Source organism: Rhodococcus sp. NCIMB 12038 (assembly GCF_002165735.1).
In the GTDB taxonomy this organism is placed as follows: domain Bacteria; phylum Actinomycetota; class Actinomycetes; order Mycobacteriales; family Mycobacteriaceae; genus Rhodococcus_F.
In genome coordinates, this window is the sequence record NZ_NHML01000016.1 from 149,399 (window position 1) to 166,722 (window position 17,324).

A 17,324-nucleotide genomic window follows, 5' to 3' on the forward strand; every position below is an offset into this window, starting at 1 on the left:
CCACATCATCTGCTCGGAAGAAGGACGAAAATGTCAGGATTACTCGACGGGAAAGTAGTACTCGTCACCGGCGCTGCGGGAGGGATCGGGCGCGCGACGTCCCTGCTGGCGGCGAAGGAAGGCGCCCGGGTCGCGGCGACCGACGTGTCCGAGGAAGGCGTCGGGGCGACAGCAGAACTCGTGCGCGCGGCCGGCGGCGAGGCGATCGCGCTTCCCGCCGACCTCACGGTCGGAGTCTCGGTGGACGCGATGGTCGCCGCGGCCGTGGACCATTACGGCCGCCTGGACGGCGCGTTCAACAACGCCGGGGTGAGCGGCGGGCAGATCGGCCAGGGAGGCAGATCCGTTGCCGAGTGGGACGAGGAGGCATTCGACCGCGCGGTCGCGGTGAACCTCAAGGGCGTGTGGCTCTGTATGCGCGCGCAGCTGAAGCAGATGGTGGCGCAGGGTGGCGGTGCCATCGTGAACACGGCGTCGCTCGCGGGTCTCACCGGATTCAAGACCACGGCCGGGTACGCGGCGGCCAAACACGGCGTCGTCGGCCTGACCAAAACTGCCGCAATCGAATACGCGCCGACGATCCGGATCAACGCGGTGTGCCCGGGCTACACCGACACCGATCTGATGAAGGACGCCAAGCGCCGCAGCGGAGCCACCATCATGGCCCGAATTCCCTTCGGCGCCCTCGCCCAACCCGACGACATCGCCGAGATGGCGTGCTGGCTCCTCTCCGATCGCGCCGGCTATGCAACCGGCGGGTCGTTCGTCGTCGACGGCGGGTACATGGCGGGATAGCCGCGCAAAGACGGGTAAGAACATAATATATTGAGTATGGTGTGTCCTTGTCCGGCATCGAGCCGTGCAAGGCGCCGTGCCAGATCGAGAGACAGAGGTTCATTGTCATGACCGCAGCGATAGTCGAGGCCGAATGCCATATCGGCGGGCGGTGGCTCGCCGGTGAGGGGGAGCCGTTCGCCTCGGTCAACCCGACGACCGGCAGGCAGCTGGCGCTGACCCCGGCGACGAGCAGCGGGCAGGTCGCGGCGGCGGTGTCCGCGGCCAGGGAGGCGTTCGACGGCGGCCCGTGGAGTCGCCTCACACCGGGTGAACGCGGCGTTCTGTTGCACCGGCTGGCGGATCTGCTCGAGCGGGACCGGGACCGGATCGTCGACCTCGCCGCCACCGAGATCGGCACCCCGGTCAGCAGCGCCGCGACGTTGCACGTGGATCTGCCGGTGCGGTTCTTCCGGTGGTTCGCCGACGCCGCCGCCCGCGGGCCGCGGGACGGGTACGAGCAGCCGCTTCCGCTGCATCACGACCCGATCACCTCGAACAGCATGCTGGTGCGGGATCCGGCCGGGGTGGTCGCCGCGATCGTCGCCTACAACGTCCCGGTGATGATGTGCGCGTACAAACTCGGACCCGCGCTGGCGTCGGGGTGCTCGACCGTGCTGGTCACCTCACCGAAGGCCGTGCTGCTGACGGCCGCGATCGTGCGGCTGATCGAGGAGGCGGGATTCCCGCCGGGCGCGGTCAACCTGGTGTTCGGGCCGCCGGAGGTGACCGCGCAGGTGGTCGCCGCCCCGGAGGTCGACATGGTGACGTTCACCGGGTCCGCCGCCGTCGGCAGCAAGATCCTCACTCTTGCCGCACCGACGCTGAAGAAGGTCGTTCTCGAACTCGGCGGCAAGTCCCCGAACATCGTGCTGCCGGGCACCGACCTCGCGGCGGCGGTGCCCGCGTCGGCGTTGCGATTCACCCGCAACAGTGGTCAGGCGTGTGGGGCGACGACCCGCACCCTGGTACCCCAGTCCGAGTTCGACGAGTACGTCGAGCGGTCGGCGGAGTTCCTGCAGGGCCTGACGGTCGGTGACCCGCACCAGCCGGGCACGGTGCTGGGGCCGTTGATCACCGACGAGCATCGGGTGAACGTGGAGGGGTTCCTGGCGCGGGCCGTGGAGCACGGTGCCCGAGTGCCGGTCGGGGGCGGCAGACCGGCCGGTCTCGACGACGGGTTCTTCCTGGAGCCGACCCTGGTGACCGGGGTGACGAACGAGGCGGAGATCGCGCAGGAGGAACTGTTCGCCCCGGTCGCGGTGGTGATGCCGTACACCGATCTGGACGAGGCGGTGCGGATGGCCAACGGTGGCCGGTACGCCCTCAACGCCAACGTGTGGGGTCCGACCGCGGAGGCGCTGGCGTTCGCGCGGCGGCTGCGGTCGGGGACCGTCACCATCAACGGCGGCGGCGGGATGCGGGCCGACGCCCCGTGGGGCGGGCCCGGGCACAGCGGCATCGGCCGCGAGGGCGGCGAGGAAGGCCTCCGCGAGTTCTTCGAAGTCAAACACCTCCAGTGGCCCCTGTAACCCCATCACAGAAACAAAAAAGAGGACGAACCTGATGCCAACAATTGTCGAACACCTCGCGGATTTCGCCGCCGGCGCCGACGGGCGGTCACTTCCGGAGGACGTGGTTTCCGAGTCCAAGCGCATTCTGCTGGACACCCTCGGCTGCGCGGTGGCATCGCTCGGCGACGCGGGTGCGCAACGAGGGGTCGAGTACGGCCGGATCCTGGGCGGTTCGGAAGGCTCGGCGTCGATCCTCGGGACGGGCACGAAAACGTCGGTGCCGGGTGCGGCGTTCGCCAACGCCGAACTGGTCAACGCGCTCGACCAAGACGCGGTGCTGCCGCCCGGTCACGTCACGCCGTACGTCGTCCCCGGTGCGCTGGCGACCGCCGAGGCCCTGCACTCCTCGGGTGAGCGGCTGCTCACGGCGATAGCGGTGGCGCACGAGATGTCGTACCGCATCGGCAAGGCCACCGACTATCTGCGCGACATCAAAGACGGTGTGGTCACGATCCCCAAGGTCATCGGCTACAGCAGCACGCTGTTCGGTGCGGCGGCCGCGATCGGCGTGATCAAGGGGTTCTCCGGCGAGACGCTGGCCGATGCGCTCGGCATCATGGGCTCGACGATGCCCACCAACACCCAGCGCGCGTGGATGATGCACGCGCCGTCGACCACCATCAAGTACCAGCTCGCGGGGGGTATGGCCCTGTCCGCGGTGACGGCCGCGAACCTGGCCGAACTCGGGCACACCGGCGATCGCCAGATGCTCGACGACCGCGAGTACGGCTTCCCCCGGTTCATCGGGACCTCGCGTTGGGAGCCGGCGCCGATCACGGCAGGCTTGGGGACGGAGTGGACCTTCACCCCGTTCCAGTCGTTCAAGCCCTACCCCCACTGCCGGGTGATGCACGCGCTGTTCGACGCCCTCACCGAGATCGTCGAGGCCAACGACCTCGCGCCCGGCGAGATCGACGCCATCGACGCCTGGGGTGAGAGCTTCGTGATGCAGCCCGTGTGGGTCAACGAGACCATCCGCAATCCGCGCGACGCCCAGTTCAGCATGACCCACGGCCTCGCCCTCGCCGCCCACCGGATTCCCCCCGGAAAGGACTGGCAGACACCGGAAGCGGTCCTCGATCCGTCCGTCCTCGCGCTCACCACGAAGACGACCTTCCAGGAACACCCCGACTACACGGCGGCGCTGGCGAGCAACCCGGCCGCGCGCCGCTCGCGCGTCGAGGTCCACGCCCGGGGCACCACGTTCTCCGGTGAACGCGGCTATCCCAAGGGCAGTCCGTCCCCCGACCCGGTCACCTACATGACCGACGACGAACTGATCGCGAAATTCCGGCACAACGTCGACGGCGTCGTGAGCGACGCAGACGCGGCCGCCGTCGTCGAGGCTGTGTACGACCTCGAGAACGTCGACGACATCTCGACGATCCTGAACCGACTGCAGCCCAACTCCGCTGACTGATCGGATGGAATACTGCGCCGCTCTTGTTGGAGATTCGACCGCGAGAGCGGCGCGGTTCTGTGCAGGCACTCGTTACAGTCTTCACCCGGGCTCCCTCTGCCGGCGGGTGCATGCTCGTGCAGCCCCGAGTTCCCTCGGAGTCAATTCACCCCCCACGACGTATTGTTCGCCGAAATGTATGGCTTGTAACGGAATTCACCGGCACGGCACGGTACGACCTGCCTCACCACCCAGCTGCTTCCGGCCGTTCCGTTCTCCGATCACCTTTTCGAGCGGTTCAGTGTCTCGGAGGGTAATTCGCCGAACTTTGCGCGGTACTGCCGGGCGAACCTTCCGAGGTGGAAAAACCCCCACCGTGCGGCAGAAGCGCTCACCGATTCCGATCGACCCGTCGCCAAATCGGTGCGGACTCGATCGAGCCGCACCGAACGTACGTACTCACTGGGCGGCATTCCAACGGCCTGCTGAAATCCGAGTTGCAAGGCCCGTGCGGTCACGCCTGCCTTGGCGGCAAGGTCGGCGGTCGTAATAGCCTCGTCGGGGTGTGCGTCGATGAAGTCGATCAGGTGGCGCACCGTTGGCGACCCAGCGCGCGGGGACGGCCCGACCAGTGCTTCTGTCAGCTGATTCGGAACGGTGAGCAGCAGTTGGGTCATGAGCGACGATTCGAAGTCGTGACGTGCGAGAGGCATCGTGGCTATCCCTCCCTCACGCGCGAGTTCTCGGTAGAGGAACTTCACGGCGGCGAGGAGCGACCTACCTGTTCCAGCAGCCGTATCGAAGGTCAAGTCGAAGCTGACTTCCTGCTTCTCCGGTCGGCCGAGCAACGTACCCGCATGGGTCTCCAGCGTGTCGATGGGCAGCTTCAGATGATATTGCGTTGCGTCCGCGCTCCAATTGATCATCACGGGCGCATCGGGTACGAAGACAACGCCATCTCGCCTCGCATCCAAGTTCCTCCGGACGCCCCGCTGCTCGACGACACTGCTGCCCTCTATCAAGAAGTTGACGTGATAGCAGGATTGCATCGGGGGACCGTTGAGAATGGCCGCCGCCCCGTAGGACATGCGACCCAGCGTCAGGCGTCCCGGCGAAATCGTGTCGAGACGAAAGTCGACCGGCTGCCGATCGTCCAATTCCAACTCGTGGTTCGCAAAGGTCGTGGCTACGTGTCTGTGGGCGACGTCGGCATCGCCGGTTCGAAACTTTTGGAGGCTCGACGCCGCTGCTACCTGTAGCAAGACCCTTCCTTCCTGTGGTGACCCGTATCACACCTAGTAAATATATTATGCCTTACCAGCGGAATGCGCCACCTTCGCATCGTGGACACCGCGGCTTCGCTCTGAGGATTGTGACCCGCATCTCTCCTGCTTAACGTTGTGAATCAGCGTTCTGCGACTAGACCGTCGCTGCCACAGGAGGACTCGATCAATGTCAGAACCCACGCACGAAGCCCCACGGCTTGAAGTCGACAGGATCCCGAGAGAAGGGGCGTGCCCCCGATGCGGGCAGGAGAAGCTGCGCGCGTATCCCGTCGTCGCCGAGACCGGCTGGCTCCACGTCGTCAAGTGTCAGAACTGTCTCCATTCCGTCGAGCGTGAGCGGTGGTCGCGTCTTGGACACATCCAGCTGCTCGCCGATCTCGTTTAATCGCCAACCATCGAGGAGTACGACAATATGATTGCAGTCGACGTAGGGGGCACCTTCACCGATGTCGTCGCATGGCGCGACGGCAAGATTCTGACCACCAAGGTGTCTACCGACTACACAGAGGTCGCAGGACCGGTGCTCAAGGGCGCGCAGCTGCTCGGAGTCGAAGGCTCGGCCGTCTTCAACCACGCCAGCACCCACGGCCTCAACGCGGTCATCACTCGAAAGCTACCCAAAATCGGTTTCTTGACCACCGAGGGACATCGCGACATTCTCGACATGGGACGGGTCTGGCGACCCACGGAAGCGATACTCGATCCGCATTGGCGCCGCAGTTTCGGCGACGCATCGAGGCCGATCGTCGATCGCTACCTCCGCCGAGGCATCCGCGAAAGGCTCACTTCCGATGGAAGCGTGCTTTTCGAATTGGACGAGGAGCAGGCCCGTGCGGAGCTGGAAGTTCTGCGCAGGTGCGATGTGACCGGGGTGGCGATCTGCCTCATCAACGCGTACGTCAACCCCGTCCACGAAATCCGGCTACGCGAGCTGGTCACCGAGGTGCTCGGCGACGTCCCGTGCTCCATCTCCAGTGAGGTGTCGCCCCTCGCCAAAGAGTACGCACGCGCATCGACGACCGTGATCGACACCTTGATGAAAATCATTTACACCAAGTACTCGGCGAGCTTGGGAGAAGGGTTGACCGAACTCGGCTTCACCGGACAACTCAACTTTGCAGACTGCGCGGCAACCCTCGTTCCCGCCTCGCGCGCAATGGACCTGCCGTTCAGGATCGTGTTCTCGGGACCGGCCGCAGGCACAGTCGCATGCGCTCACTTCGGCGACCTCATCGGTGAAACCGACCTACTGTGTGCCGATGTCGGCGGAACCTCGTGCGACATCAGCGTAGTAACGGGCGGGGCTCCGTTCGTCAACACCAGTTTCGAACTGGAACACGATCTGGTCGTCAACGCACTCGCCAACGACATCTCCAGCATCGGCGCCGGTGGCGGAAGCATCGTCGCGATCGGCCAGTCCGGGGAAATTCTGGTTGGTCCCGACAGTGCACGGGCACAGCCGGGCCCCGCGTGCTACGGGCGCGGCGGTACCGTACCCACGACCACAGACACGTGTCTGATGATCGGAATCATCGAACCGGAAGGTTTTGCCGGCGGTGAACTCGATCTTGACATCACGGCCTCCGAGCGTGCGTTCGAAGGGCTCGACACCGACTTCAGCCTCGCACAGCGAGTCCGCTACGCGTACGAGATGGCGGTCAACAACATGGCCGAAGGCGTGTTCAATGTCGCCATCAAGAACGGCGTCGACCCGCGTGACTACAGTCTCGTCGCCTTCGGTGCAGCCGGACCGATGTTGTTACCCGCCGTTCTCGACACCGTGCATTGCAAGCAGGTGATCGTGCCGCCGAATCCCGGTCTGTTCTCGGCTATCGGTCTGCTGGCCGCCGACCAGGTGTTCACGGTCAACCGAAGCGCATACCTGCTGCTGTCGCCGGACGAGGCACCGTCGATCGACGCGGTGTTCACCGAAATGGAGACTCAGCTCCGCGAACAGGTAGGTGATACCACCGCGGTGACCTTCCTCCGCAGCATGGACGCGCATCTCGTCGGTCAAAGTTGGGATACACCGTTCGTGCCGGTACCCGACGGCGTGATCGACGCAGACGCCGTAGCGACGATGGTGACCTCGTTCCACGACACGTATGAGAGTCGTTCCGGCAACCGTTTCGAGGCCATGCCGGTCGAAGGCGTGACATTTCGGATACGCGCCGTGGTCGAGACGTCGAAAATCGAGTTCCCACATGTCCCCGTTCGCCGAGCCGACGAGCCCCTGATGCCGGTGCGCACAACCACACTGCGTTTCCTCGGCGACATCGATGGGGGCGGCGACGGTGCTCAGGAGGCCCACGTATACGAGCGGTCGACGCTGCGCGCGGGTGATGTGCTTCCCGGCCCGACCATCATCGACGAGGGACTGTCCACCACCCATGTGGGCGCCGGCCAGCAGGCGACCGTCGGCGAGTACGGCGAACTGATCATTCGGAGGAAATAGCTATGTCCACTCTGACCGTCCCGGCCGTGTCGCCGGAATCGACTCGGCGACTTCGCGACCTCAGCGACAGCGAATTCAAGGACACCTACGGGTGCGACCGCTTCAGCGCATCCGTAATCTTGAACCGGCTGCGATACGCCGTAGAGCATATGTCCACCGGTTTCATGCGAGAGGCGTTCTCTCCGATCATCCGCGATTGGTACGACTTCGCGTGCACCATCAGTGGCCCGGCGGACCGGGACTACCCGATGGCCGTCGTGAGCAACAGCCTCGTCGTCTTCCTGGGAACCATGGGTGACGCGGTTCGCAACGCCGTCGAGGAGTACGGCCCCGAAAATCTGCGCCCCGGAGATGTTCTGATCTGCAACGACCCGTACCGCGGAGGCAGGCACGTCAACGATGTCGCGTTCACGCGCCCGGTCTTCGTGGACGGAAAGATCGTGTCCTACGTCAACCTGTGCGCCCACCAGTTGGACATGGGTGGCACGGTACCGGGCGGATTTTCGGCCACCAAGTCGAACGTCTACGAGAATGGCCTCGTCATCCCACCGATGTTGTTGTGGTCGGAAGACAAGCCGGTCCGATCCACCTTCAGCCTGATCTTCGACAACACCCGATGGGGGGGAATGCTGCTCCCGGACTTCAAGAGCATCTATCAGCAACTGAAGCTCGGGGAGCGGTTGATCCTGGAAAACATCGACCGCTACGGACTCGACTCCTACCTCGGGACACTCGACTATTCGTGCGACACGTCGGCCGAACGGATGCGCGACGCTATCGGACGCGTTCCCGACGGCGACTACGCCGGGTCTGCGCTGATCGATGCGGACGGATTGGACGACACCCTCGACTACACGGTCCGCGTGCTGGTGCGCAAACGAGGAGATGATATCGAGGTCGATCTGTCAGGGACCTCGGCTCAAGCGCGGACATGCATAAACTGCGGGGTACTCGATGCAAAGACTGCGGTGGGTGTCGCCTTGACCATCCTGCTGGATCCGAAGGTTCCGTTCACATCCGGAACCTGGCGAAACATCGACATCGCCGCTCCCGCTGGGACTATCGTCTCCTCGCTGCCCCCGGACGGCGGCATCATGATGTTCTGGGAGGCCTCGGGCGCGATCGCATCGGCAATCTTCGATGCGCTCAATCCTGTTCTCGGAGTGCAGGGTGTGGGGGGAGACTACGGTTCCACCAATACCCACAATGCCTCGGGCGTGCGGCCGGACGGCACACCATGGACGAGCGCGACCCAATGTGGAGGGGAGCACGGTCCGTGGGGTGCATCGAAGGCCGGTGACGGCGACAGCTACACCGTGCTGCTGACCCTCAACAACCTCGACCCGGCAACCGAAACGATCGAACACGACTCACCGGTCGTCGTTCTGCGGAAAGAGCACGCGATCGACACGGGTGGCGCGGGTACGTTCCGAGGTGGAGCGGCGAATCTGAAAGACACCTTATGGCTGACTGCCGGCCAGCACTATTTGTCGCCTTTCCGGACGAAGAAGCCGAGTGGTGTCGGCGCCAACGGGGGCGATGCAGGACCGAACGGGGCGATGTGGCTATTTCCACCGACGACCGGTGCCCCGGTGCAAGGCCTCGTCGATACCGCGGACAGCGCCTACGAACACAGCGAACCGGTCGCCGGCGTTCTCGATCCGTCGACGCATGCGCTCGACCCCGAAAACGGCGAGTATAACTATTTCGCACGTCAGCAGGTGTGGACGACCGCACCGAACACCATCCTGCGCTGTTTGACGAACGGAGGTGGGGGTTGGGGTGATCCCTTCGCTCGAGACCCCGAACGAGTACTGGCCGACGTACGCAACGAGTACGTCAGCATCGAGGCTGCTGCAACACAATACGGCGTCGTCGTCGTCGGTGACCCACGCAACGACCCGGAAGGTCTGCGGATCGACGTTGCCGGTACCGATGCGCTCCGTGGAAAGGCACAGTGATGAAAAGCGTACTGTTTCCGGGTGATGGCACTACCGTGCTGGGGGACGTGCCGGAGCCGACACCCGGCCCCGGCGAGGTGGTCGTCAAGATCCGGGCCTCGGGGATGTGTGGATCGGATCTGCACTTTTATCACGGCAATTTCGATTTCGACCACTCTGTAATCCAGGGACACGAGCCGTGCGGAGAGATCTACGCAATCGGTGAAGGTGTCGCGCCCACCGCCGCAACCGTCGGCGACCGCGTCATGATCCACCACTACTTCGGTTGCGGTATGTGCAGGCGCTGTCGCGCAGGCTGGCCACAGATGTGTGAAACAGGTCAAGGCAAGACGATGGCTGTCCACGTCAACGGGGGACATGCACCGTTCGCAGTCGTACCGGTTACTTCGATACTGCCGCTGCCCAGCGAACTGTCCTTCAAAGCCGGCGCGGCGATCGGGTGCGGTACAGGAACTGCCTGGGGTGCGATCAAGCGACTCGGCGGAGTCAGTGACACCGTCACCGTTGTTATCGGCCAGGGTCCAGTCGGACTTTCCGCCACGATGTTCGCGGCGTCCATGGGTGCGACCGTAATCGGCGTGGACATCGATGCGACGCGGTTGGAGCGCGCGAAACACTTCGGTGCGGACGTCGTCGTGAACTCTCGTGAGGAATCGTTGTTCGACGTTGTCAGTGACTACACCGGTGGGCGTTTGGCTGATGTCGTGATGGAGACGTCTGGGCGGGCGACCAAAGACGCTTTCAGCGTGCTGGGGACATTCGGCCGGGCATGTTTCTCAGGATTGCCCGGTGACGTGGAATTCACGACGCAGGCCGTATACAAGAAGCAGTGGACGGTCATGACCTCGTGGACCATGTCGTCCATCGAACAAGCGCGCTGCGCCGACTACGTGGTCTCCCACAACCTGCCGGTCGACGACCTGTATTCGCACCGTTGGACGATCGATCAGGCAGCCGAGGCCTACGAGTGGTTCGCCAAGCAAGACGCGGGCAAGGGTGTCTTCGAGTTCGACTGATACGTCCCGTCCGTACGCACGCGACATCACGAGCGATCGCGGTAGACCAAGAAGGAGTCATTATGACTACACAAGAAGTGCTTTCACCTCCCCGGCCCGACTTCATCGCGGGTAGAAAGAAGAACCTGATCGGTGGAAGGTGGGTCGACGCTACATCCGGAAGAACAATAGATGTCGTCAATCCCGCTACCGGCGGAAAGATGTGCGAGATCGCAGCAAGTGACAGCACCGACATCGATCTCGCAGTATCGGCGGCGCGGTCGGCGTTCGAAGGTGAGTGGAGCCGGTGGACCCCGCATCAGCGCCGCAAGTTGATGTTGAGGATTCACGATCTCGTTCTGGAGAACTTCGAGGAACTGGCTCTGATCGAAACCCTCGACATGGGTGCTCCGCTGTCGCGAACGAAGGGGCTCGCAGAGTGGACATCGCAAGTTCTGCACTTTTTCGCTTCACAGTGTGGCGCCGGAACCGTAGCGACTCCGGAGAACTCGCTGCCAGGTGATTTTCTCACACTGCGAAGTCTTGCCCCTGTAGGTGTGGTGGGTGGAATCATCCCCTGGAATGGGCCGTTGATCGGTCTGTGGTGGATCTTCGGGCCGGCGCTCGCCACCGGTTGTACCGCGGTCCTCAAGCCCGCCGAAGACGCATCACTGTCGGTGCTACGCGTGGCGGAGTTGATGTCGGAAGCCGGTCTACCCGACGGCGTGATCAACGTCGTGACCGGATTCGGTCGAGACGCGGGACAGGCATTGGCGGAACACAAGGACATAGACCGAATCGCGTTCACGGGGTCCATCGGCACAGCCCAGTCGATCGTCCGAGCCTCTGCAGGCAACCTCAAGCGTCTCCAGTTGGAACTGGGAGGCAAATCACCGGACATCATTTTCGCGGATGCCGATCTGGACAAGGCCGTTCCCGGTGCGTCCATGGGCGTGTACACCAACAGCGGCCAGGTATGCGTCGCCGGTACACGCATACTCGTTCAGCGCTCGATCCACGACGAATTCGTGGAGCGAATGACACAATTCACGAAAACGATCAAGGTCGGAGATGGGCTGGACCCGAACACGCAACTCGGCCCACTCATCTCACAACGGCAACTCGACCGCGTCATGAACTACATCGACATCGGCGGAGGCGAAGGCGCTCAGTTGGCCAGCGGCGGTGGCCGACTCGGTGGAGCACTTGCGAACGGCTTCTTCGTGGAGCCAACCGTATTCGCGGGTGCGTCCAACGAGATGACGATCGCGCAGGAAGAAATTTTCGGTCCCGTCGCATCCGTGATCCCATTCGATGAACCCGAAGACGCGCTGCGCATCGCCAACGACACACCCTTCGGACTGGCGGGTGGGGTGTGGACGCAAAACTTGGCTACTGCACATAAGGTCTCACGCGGAATCAATGCGGGCACGGTATGGGTCAACTGCTACGGCGTACTCGATCCGGCCGTCGGATTCGGCGGCACAAAAATGAGCGGGTACGGCTGGAAGGGCGCCAAGGAGCACGTCGAAAGCTATCTCTATCCGAAAGCGGTCTACATCAACCTCGGTTGATGGGGTAATGGTGTAGTCCGATCAGGCTGCGGATTTTTCCGAGGAGTCAGGCCCGCCGACGCACGCGCCGTCGGCGGGCCTGACTTCATCGAAGCGCGGGCGCAAACTCCCCCTTTCGGACGATGCGCAATACGAACAGCGGCAGATGCACGGCAACACAGCGATGAGATTCACTGTCAAACAGCCCGACGATGATTTTCACAGCTACGACCCCAGATTCTGTTCACCGGAATGAGGTAACCACACATGATGATCGAGCACCATCAGCATTTTATCGGTGGGAAGCTAGTGGACTCACACTCCGCTGGTCGCATCACAGTGATCGACCCGGCCACGGAAGAGGTCATCGGGGTGATCGCCGACGGTGACGGCAGTGACATCGCAGCAGCCGTCGGAGAAGCCGAAGCGGCCGCCCCGGCCTGGGCGGCGAAGAGCCCCGCCGAACGCGCGACCGTGTTGCGGGCGATCGCCGATGCCTTCGAATTGCGGATGGATGAGATCTCGGCACTGGTCACCAGGCAGAACGGAACGCCGATCTCGATCGCCCGAGCCATGCAGTCCCAGGTGCCCGTGGTTTACCGCTACTTCGCCGATCTCGCCGAAGCCTTCGAACCAGAAGAACTGGTGGAAACCGCCAGTGGTGATGCGATCGTTCGGCGAGAGCCGGTCGGCGTGGTCGGCGCGATCATCCCGTGGAACGGTCCGCAGCCATTGACCGCCTGGAAGCTGGGTCCGGCATTGGCGGCGGGCTGCACGGTGGTAATCAAGCCGGCGCAGGAGACATCGCTCGATGCGTTCATTCTCGCCCAGATTCTGACCGAGGCGAACGTTCCCGACGGTGTGGTCAACATCGTCACCGGAGGACGAGAAACGGGCGCGGCCTTGGTTGCCGATCAAGGCGTTCGAAAGATTGCATTCACCGGTTCCACCCGCGCGGGTCGGGCAATCGCCGCCGAATGTGCAGCTCAACTCAAGCGCGTGACTCTGGAACTGGGCGGCAAGTCCGCCGGAATTCTTCTGGATGATGTCAACCTCGATGTTTTCCGGCCGCTCGTATTGTCGGCGTGCTCGCCGAACACCGGCCAGACCTGCCGCGCACTGACCAGAGTGCTGGTGCCCTTCTCCCGTCACGATGAGATCGTCGAAATGCTGAAGGAGACGCTGAGCTCGATCCCTCAAGGCGATCCCAGCGATCCGGTGAACATGTTCGGGCCGTTGGTCAATGCTCCCCAGCGTGAACGGGTCGAGTCGTACATTGCCCTCGGCCGCGCGGAGGGCGCCACTGTGGTTTTGGGTGGTGGACGACCCGAAGGTCTCGAGCGGGGCTATTACGTGGAGCCGACCATTTTCACCGACGTCACCAACAACATGCGCATCGCGCGTGAGGAGATTTTCGGCCCGGTATTGGCAGTGATGTCGTACGAGACGGTCGACGAAGCCGTGGCGATCGCCAACGATTCCGAGTATGGCCTGGGCGGTGGGGTGTTCTCCGCAGATCGTGAGAAGGCCACCGAGGTGGCGCGGCGGATTGTGAGCGGAAGCGTGGGGATCAATACCTCGACACTGCCGATCGAAACCCCGTTCGGTGGGGTGAAGAATAGCGGGATGGGGCGCGAGCTCGGCCCACAGGCGCTCGACGCCTATCTCGAGTACAAGACCCTGTTCCGCGCCAAGTGACGATGCGGCGGGGGGCGATCGACCTCGCCTCCACCGTCGTTCGGGATGCTTCGGAGCCGTGCACACGCGTCAGCGTCGCAGCCAATACGCCACTGCTTCGGCGCGGTTGCCGGCATCCAGCTTGCGCAGGATATGCGTGATGTGGGTCTTGACGGTGCCTTCGGAGATCGTCAGGCGGCGGGCGATCATGCGATTGCTGTCGCCGGCTGCCATCCGCTCGAGTACTTCGATTTCGCGGCCGGACAGACCGTATGAGGAATTGTGCACAGTCGGCGAGACTGCGCCTCCGGTGAGGTCGGACAGTGTGGTGGTGAGCGCCGACACTCGTTCCAGCACGGTAGCCCGGGCCAGTGCGTGGCCGAGACCCTCGCCGAAAAGGTTGAGGATTGACTGATCGGTGTTGTCGACTGGACGACGTGCATAGTAGGCGTCGGCATGGACCAAACCCATGACCCGCCCGCCCACGTTGATCGGCGCGACCCCGTAGGACGTGCACCCGGATATCGCCACGAGTGTGCGATCCACCCTGGGGTTGTCCTGTACGTCGTAGACGAGACCGGGTTCACCACGGTCAACGACGTCCGACTCCACCAGAGTGCCGTCCAGGGTCGGCGGATGTTCTCTTCCGGCGGCCACCATTTCGTCGGCGAGACGAGGGTCCTTCTCGATTACCATCGTGTGCAGATTCCAGCGCCCGCGTTCCACAGTGGAGATCAGGGCGCGGTCGAAACCGATGGTGATTACTTCCTCAGCGGCGCTTCCGAGTAACTCGTCGACTGTCTTGGCGGACTGTAATCGTACGAAGGAGCGGTGGATCGACCGCATCACTTCGACGCTCGCCGCCACGCGCGACTCGTTGACGCGGCTTTCGAGATTGCGGACGGAGCCGAGCAGTGAAGTCAAGCAACTAATTCTGCCAGGAGTAGTCGTGGGCGGAAGCTGGGTGAGCTCGCCGAGAGCGACCGTCCACACACGATCGAGTATTCGCTTCGCCGAATCTGCGGACATCACCCCGTGTTCGATGAAGGGACGGTCGAGGACCGCTTCGGCGTGCATGCCCATTGACCGGACCTCTGCGTACAGGTCCGGAGACAGTATGCCGTCGTGCACGGGGTGGCTATTACTCGATCGCATGACCACGGCCTCCACGTCGTCTCAAGGCGTGTTTCATATCACAGATAATATACTATACGCGATCCAAAACATCGTCCTTAGGTCGTACTGAAGATCGAACCAACGGCAGATGTCGCCCGGTGTGTCTGGCTTCACACTGATTGACACCACTTGGCCCTCCGGCCGCCACAGCTCACTCCCCGCCAGAACCCGAAGGGTGTGCCATCGCCGGACCCCGAGACGTACATGACCGATGAACAGCTGTCGCTGAGCCACGCCCCACCCACAGACCAGGAGATGACATGACCGCAGCCCTTACCGAGCGACCCCGGGTCTCGCTCCGGGCCAGGATCGGGTCGTTCGACCAGGCATACCTGGTCCTGGCGATCACCTTGGTACTGGTACTTGTCGGCGGTGCCACCACCGAGAACTTCCTTACCACAGGGAACTTGAGCACCATCCTCAATCTCTCCGCTGCGTTCGGCATCATGGCAGTCGGGCAGGCGATCGTAGTGATCGGGAAGGGCCTCGACCTGTCGATTGCTGGAATCGGTCTCGGCTGCGCCCAGGCCACCCTCGCGCTGATAAACCAGGGGTGGGGACAGTGGGAGGCCGTCGGGGCCATGATTTTGCTCGCGGCGTTCATCGGATTGGTCAACGGTGTAATCATCGCCTTTGTCGAGGTTCCGGCGTTGTTCGTCACGCTGGCCACCGGAATGCTGGCGATAGGAGGAATCGGGATACTGATCCTCGACCAGAACGTGTACTCGGTTCCGGCGGACTCTGTGCTGGCCGAGCTGAGCGGTACCGCGTTCTGGTCGGTTCCGCGGCCAGTGCTGATTGCGGCGATCATCTTCCTCGCCGCATGGCTGTTCATCACCTTTACTACACCGGGCCGGCTCATCCGGGCGATGGGCGACAACTTCGCCACTGCCCGGTCCTCCGGCGCCCCGGTACGTCCTCTGCAGGTGCTCACCTACGTAGTGTCCGCGCTACTGGCCGCGTTGGCCGGATTCGTCACCGTCGCAATCCAGGGCAGTATCCAGACCACATCCAGCTCGTTCGACCCGATCCTGTTCACCGCGTTGACGGTGGTGGTGATTGGCGGTGTCTCGTTGTCGGGTGGTCGCGGAACTGTCCTCGGAGTACTGGCCGGTGCGCTGTTCGTCGGCATATTGAACAGCCTGCTGGTCATGCACGGACTGTCCACCGCGGTGCAGGACCTCATCCGGGGAGCGGTTCTGCTCGGCGCCATCGGCTTCGACGCCTGGCTGCATCCACGCAACGACGAGACCGATAAGTCCGGTGAGCTCTGACGCCGCACCGGCGTCGCTCCCCGAAAATCATCCCAACGTAGGAGAACCACATGTCATCACACAGGAAGTGGACAGGTGTCGGTGCGGTGCTGCTGGCAGTCGGCATGATCGCCGGCTGCACAGTGAACACCGGTGCCGAGGCCGGAACCGGCGGTGAGCGAGGAGACGGGCAGGGCTTCAGCGCCAACGTCGAGTTGCTGCCGGCCCGGCAGAAAGTACAGGACATCATGCAGGGCAAACGGGTTGCATTCGTTCCGATGCTCTACAAGGGGTATCAGCTCACCGAAAACTGGGGCACGTCGCTCACACGCTCGCTCGAGGCCTCCGGAGCCCAGGTCACCATCCACGATCCGAACTTCGACCCCGATCGCATGCTGGCGATCCTCAACGACATAATCGCGCGGAAACAGGCCGATGTGCTGGTGCTGCAGAGTTCGGCGCAGGGACTGTTGGACAACGTCATTGAACGTGCAGCGCAGGCGGGTATCTACACCGTGGTGTTGAACATGATGTCCACCCGGCTCAGCGACGCGTTCGTCGGCGTCGATGTATACGGTGCAGCCCAGGCGATCACCAAGCGAGCCGTCACGGATTGTAACGCCCGCGGCACCACCAAGAAGCTGTCGATCATCGACGGCATGGGCAATGATCCGGCGTCCCTGCTGTGGAACGCCGGTATCAAGGATGTCGCCGAGCACGAGGGCTACGAGGTACAGATCAGCCATTCGCAGTTCGACAATTCCAAGGCGCAGGCAGCGGCCGAGGCGGCGATGCAGCAGAACGGCAACGATCTGTGCGGCTTCCTGGTCACCTTCGACCTGAACGCGGTATCGGTCGGGCAGTCGGTGAAGGCCGCCGAGAGCCGCAGGCAGATTCAGCCCGCCGCGATCGGGGTTTACACCCTGGACGCGAACTCGGCGACCTGCGAGGAACTCAGACGCGGCACGGTTACCGCCACAGCGGCGTACGACGTTCAGGGTATCGGGGCTGCAGGCGCGGTGGCGGTGCAGAACCTCCTGATCAACGGCGCGCCCGCGGGGAGCCGCCACGACGTGGGCTACGTCTCGTACCACGTGGTGGACGGCAAGACCGCCGACGAGACGACCATCGCCTGCTACCGGTCCAACTAGGAGTCGACGA

At 63.4% G+C, this 17,324-nt stretch carries 12 protein-coding genes; 10 read left to right on the forward strand and 2 right to left on the reverse strand.

The annotated features are described in order from the left end of the window. Window positions 1–30 precede the first annotated feature (30 nt). From CA951_RS24655 to CA951_RS24665, 3 genes are all read left to right on the forward strand, one after another. The gene (locus CA951_RS24655; RefSeq protein WP_087559329.1) at window positions 31–795 is read left to right on the forward strand and encodes an SDR family NAD(P)-dependent oxidoreductase; all 765 of its coding nucleotides are present in this window, start codon (window positions 31–33) and stop codon (window positions 793–795) included. Between the two features lie 107 nt (window positions 796–902). Next, window positions 903–2,366 (forward strand): aldehyde dehydrogenase family protein, encoded by a 1,464-nt coding sequence (locus CA951_RS24660; RefSeq protein WP_087559330.1) that lies wholly within the window; start codon window positions 903–905, stop codon window positions 2,364–2,366. Between the two features lie 34 nt (window positions 2,367–2,400). Next, a complete protein-coding gene (locus tag CA951_RS24665; protein ID WP_087559331.1) occupies window positions 2,401–3,828 on the forward strand; it encodes an MmgE/PrpD family protein in 1,428 nt (475 codons plus the stop codon). Window positions 3,829–4,088: 260 nt separating this feature from the next. On the opposite strand, the gene CA951_RS24670 is transcribed toward CA951_RS24665, so the two are convergent. After that, window positions 4,089–5,069, reverse strand: a complete 981-nt coding sequence (locus CA951_RS24670; protein WP_087559332.1) for an AraC family transcriptional regulator — start codon at window positions 5,067–5,069, stop codon at window positions 4,089–4,091. A gap of 436 nt (window positions 5,070–5,505) precedes the next feature. Between CA951_RS24670 and CA951_RS24680 the strand changes: the two genes are divergently transcribed. The 5 genes from CA951_RS24680 to CA951_RS24700 all read left to right on the forward strand — a co-directional run bounded on the left by CA951_RS24680 (window position 5,506) and on the right by CA951_RS24700 (window position 13,755). Then, on the forward strand, window positions 5,506–7,548 hold the full coding sequence (locus tag CA951_RS24680) for a hydantoinase/oxoprolinase family protein (RefSeq protein WP_087559334.1): 2,043 nt from the start codon (window positions 5,506–5,508) through the stop codon (window positions 7,546–7,548). Window positions 7,549–7,550: 2 nt separating this feature from the next. Beyond that, complete coding sequence (locus CA951_RS24685; protein ID WP_087559335.1) at window positions 7,551–9,509, forward strand: hydantoinase B/oxoprolinase family protein; 1,959 nt, start codon at window positions 7,551–7,553, stop codon at window positions 9,507–9,509. After that, window positions 9,509–10,525, forward strand: a complete 1,017-nt coding sequence (locus CA951_RS24690) for an alcohol dehydrogenase catalytic domain-containing protein (RefSeq protein ID WP_087559336.1) — start codon at window positions 9,509–9,511, stop codon at window positions 10,523–10,525. The genes CA951_RS24685 and CA951_RS24690 overlap by 1 nt, the downstream gene beginning before the upstream one ends. A gap of 62 nt (window positions 10,526–10,587) precedes the next feature. Continuing rightward, entirely contained in the window at window positions 10,588–12,078 is a 1,491-nt protein-coding gene (locus CA951_RS24695) for an aldehyde dehydrogenase (protein ID WP_087559337.1), read from the forward strand. Window positions 12,079–12,327: 249 nt separating this feature from the next. Continuing rightward, the gene (locus CA951_RS24700; protein WP_087559399.1) at window positions 12,328–13,755 is read left to right on the forward strand and encodes an aldehyde dehydrogenase; all 1,428 of its coding nucleotides are present in this window, start codon (window positions 12,328–12,330) and stop codon (window positions 13,753–13,755) included. A 69-nt stretch (window positions 13,756–13,824) separates the two neighbouring features. Here the strand turns inward: CA951_RS24700 and CA951_RS24705 are convergent, their stop codons facing one another. After that, a complete protein-coding gene (locus CA951_RS24705; RefSeq protein WP_087559338.1) occupies window positions 13,825–14,904 on the reverse strand; it encodes a LuxR C-terminal-related transcriptional regulator in 1,080 nt (359 codons plus the stop codon). A 266-nt stretch (window positions 14,905–15,170) separates the two neighbouring features. On the opposite strand from CA951_RS24705, the gene CA951_RS24710 reads away from it, so the two are divergent. Continuing rightward, window positions 15,171–16,184: an ABC transporter permease gene (locus CA951_RS24710; protein ID WP_087559339.1), complete on the forward strand. Its 1,014-nt coding sequence runs from the start codon at window positions 15,171–15,173 to the stop codon at window positions 16,182–16,184. A 50-nt stretch (window positions 16,185–16,234) separates the two neighbouring features. Then, the gene (locus CA951_RS24715; RefSeq protein WP_087559340.1) at window positions 16,235–17,314 is read left to right on the forward strand and encodes a substrate-binding domain-containing protein; all 1,080 of its coding nucleotides are present in this window, start codon (window positions 16,235–16,237) and stop codon (window positions 17,312–17,314) included. The last annotated feature ends 10 nt before the right edge of the window (window positions 17,315–17,324 follow it).

What these genes read in the sequence shown, in the direction of transcription:
- CA951_RS24685 (WP_087559335.1), top strand. Translation starts at nt 7,551, where the DNA reads ATGTCCACTCTGACCGTCCCGGCCGTGTCGCCGGAATCGACTCGGCGA.
- CA951_RS24655 (WP_087559329.1), top strand. Translation starts at nt 31, where the DNA reads ATGTCAGGATTACTCGACGGGAAAGTAGTACTCGTCACCGGCGCTGCG.
- CA951_RS24710 (WP_087559339.1), top strand. Translation starts at nt 15,171, where the DNA reads ATGACCGCAGCCCTTACCGAGCGACCCCGGGTCTCGCTCCGGGCCAGG.
- CA951_RS24660 (WP_087559330.1), top strand. Translation starts at nt 903, where the DNA reads ATGACCGCAGCGATAGTCGAGGCCGAATGCCATATCGGCGGGCGGTGG.
- CA951_RS24680 (WP_087559334.1), top strand. Translation starts at nt 5,506, where the DNA reads ATGATTGCAGTCGACGTAGGGGGCACCTTCACCGATGTCGTCGCATGG.
- CA951_RS24690 (WP_087559336.1), top strand. Translation starts at nt 9,509, where the DNA reads ATGAAAAGCGTACTGTTTCCGGGTGATGGCACTACCGTGCTGGGGGAC.
- CA951_RS24700 (WP_087559399.1), top strand. Translation starts at nt 12,328, where the DNA reads ATGATCGAGCACCATCAGCATTTTATCGGTGGGAAGCTAGTGGACTCA.
- CA951_RS24715 (WP_087559340.1), top strand. Translation starts at nt 16,235, where the DNA reads ATGTCATCACACAGGAAGTGGACAGGTGTCGGTGCGGTGCTGCTGGCA.
- CA951_RS24665 (WP_087559331.1), top strand. Translation starts at nt 2,401, where the DNA reads ATGCCAACAATTGTCGAACACCTCGCGGATTTCGCCGCCGGCGCCGAC.
- CA951_RS24695 (WP_087559337.1), top strand. Translation starts at nt 10,588, where the DNA reads ATGACTACACAAGAAGTGCTTTCACCTCCCCGGCCCGACTTCATCGCG.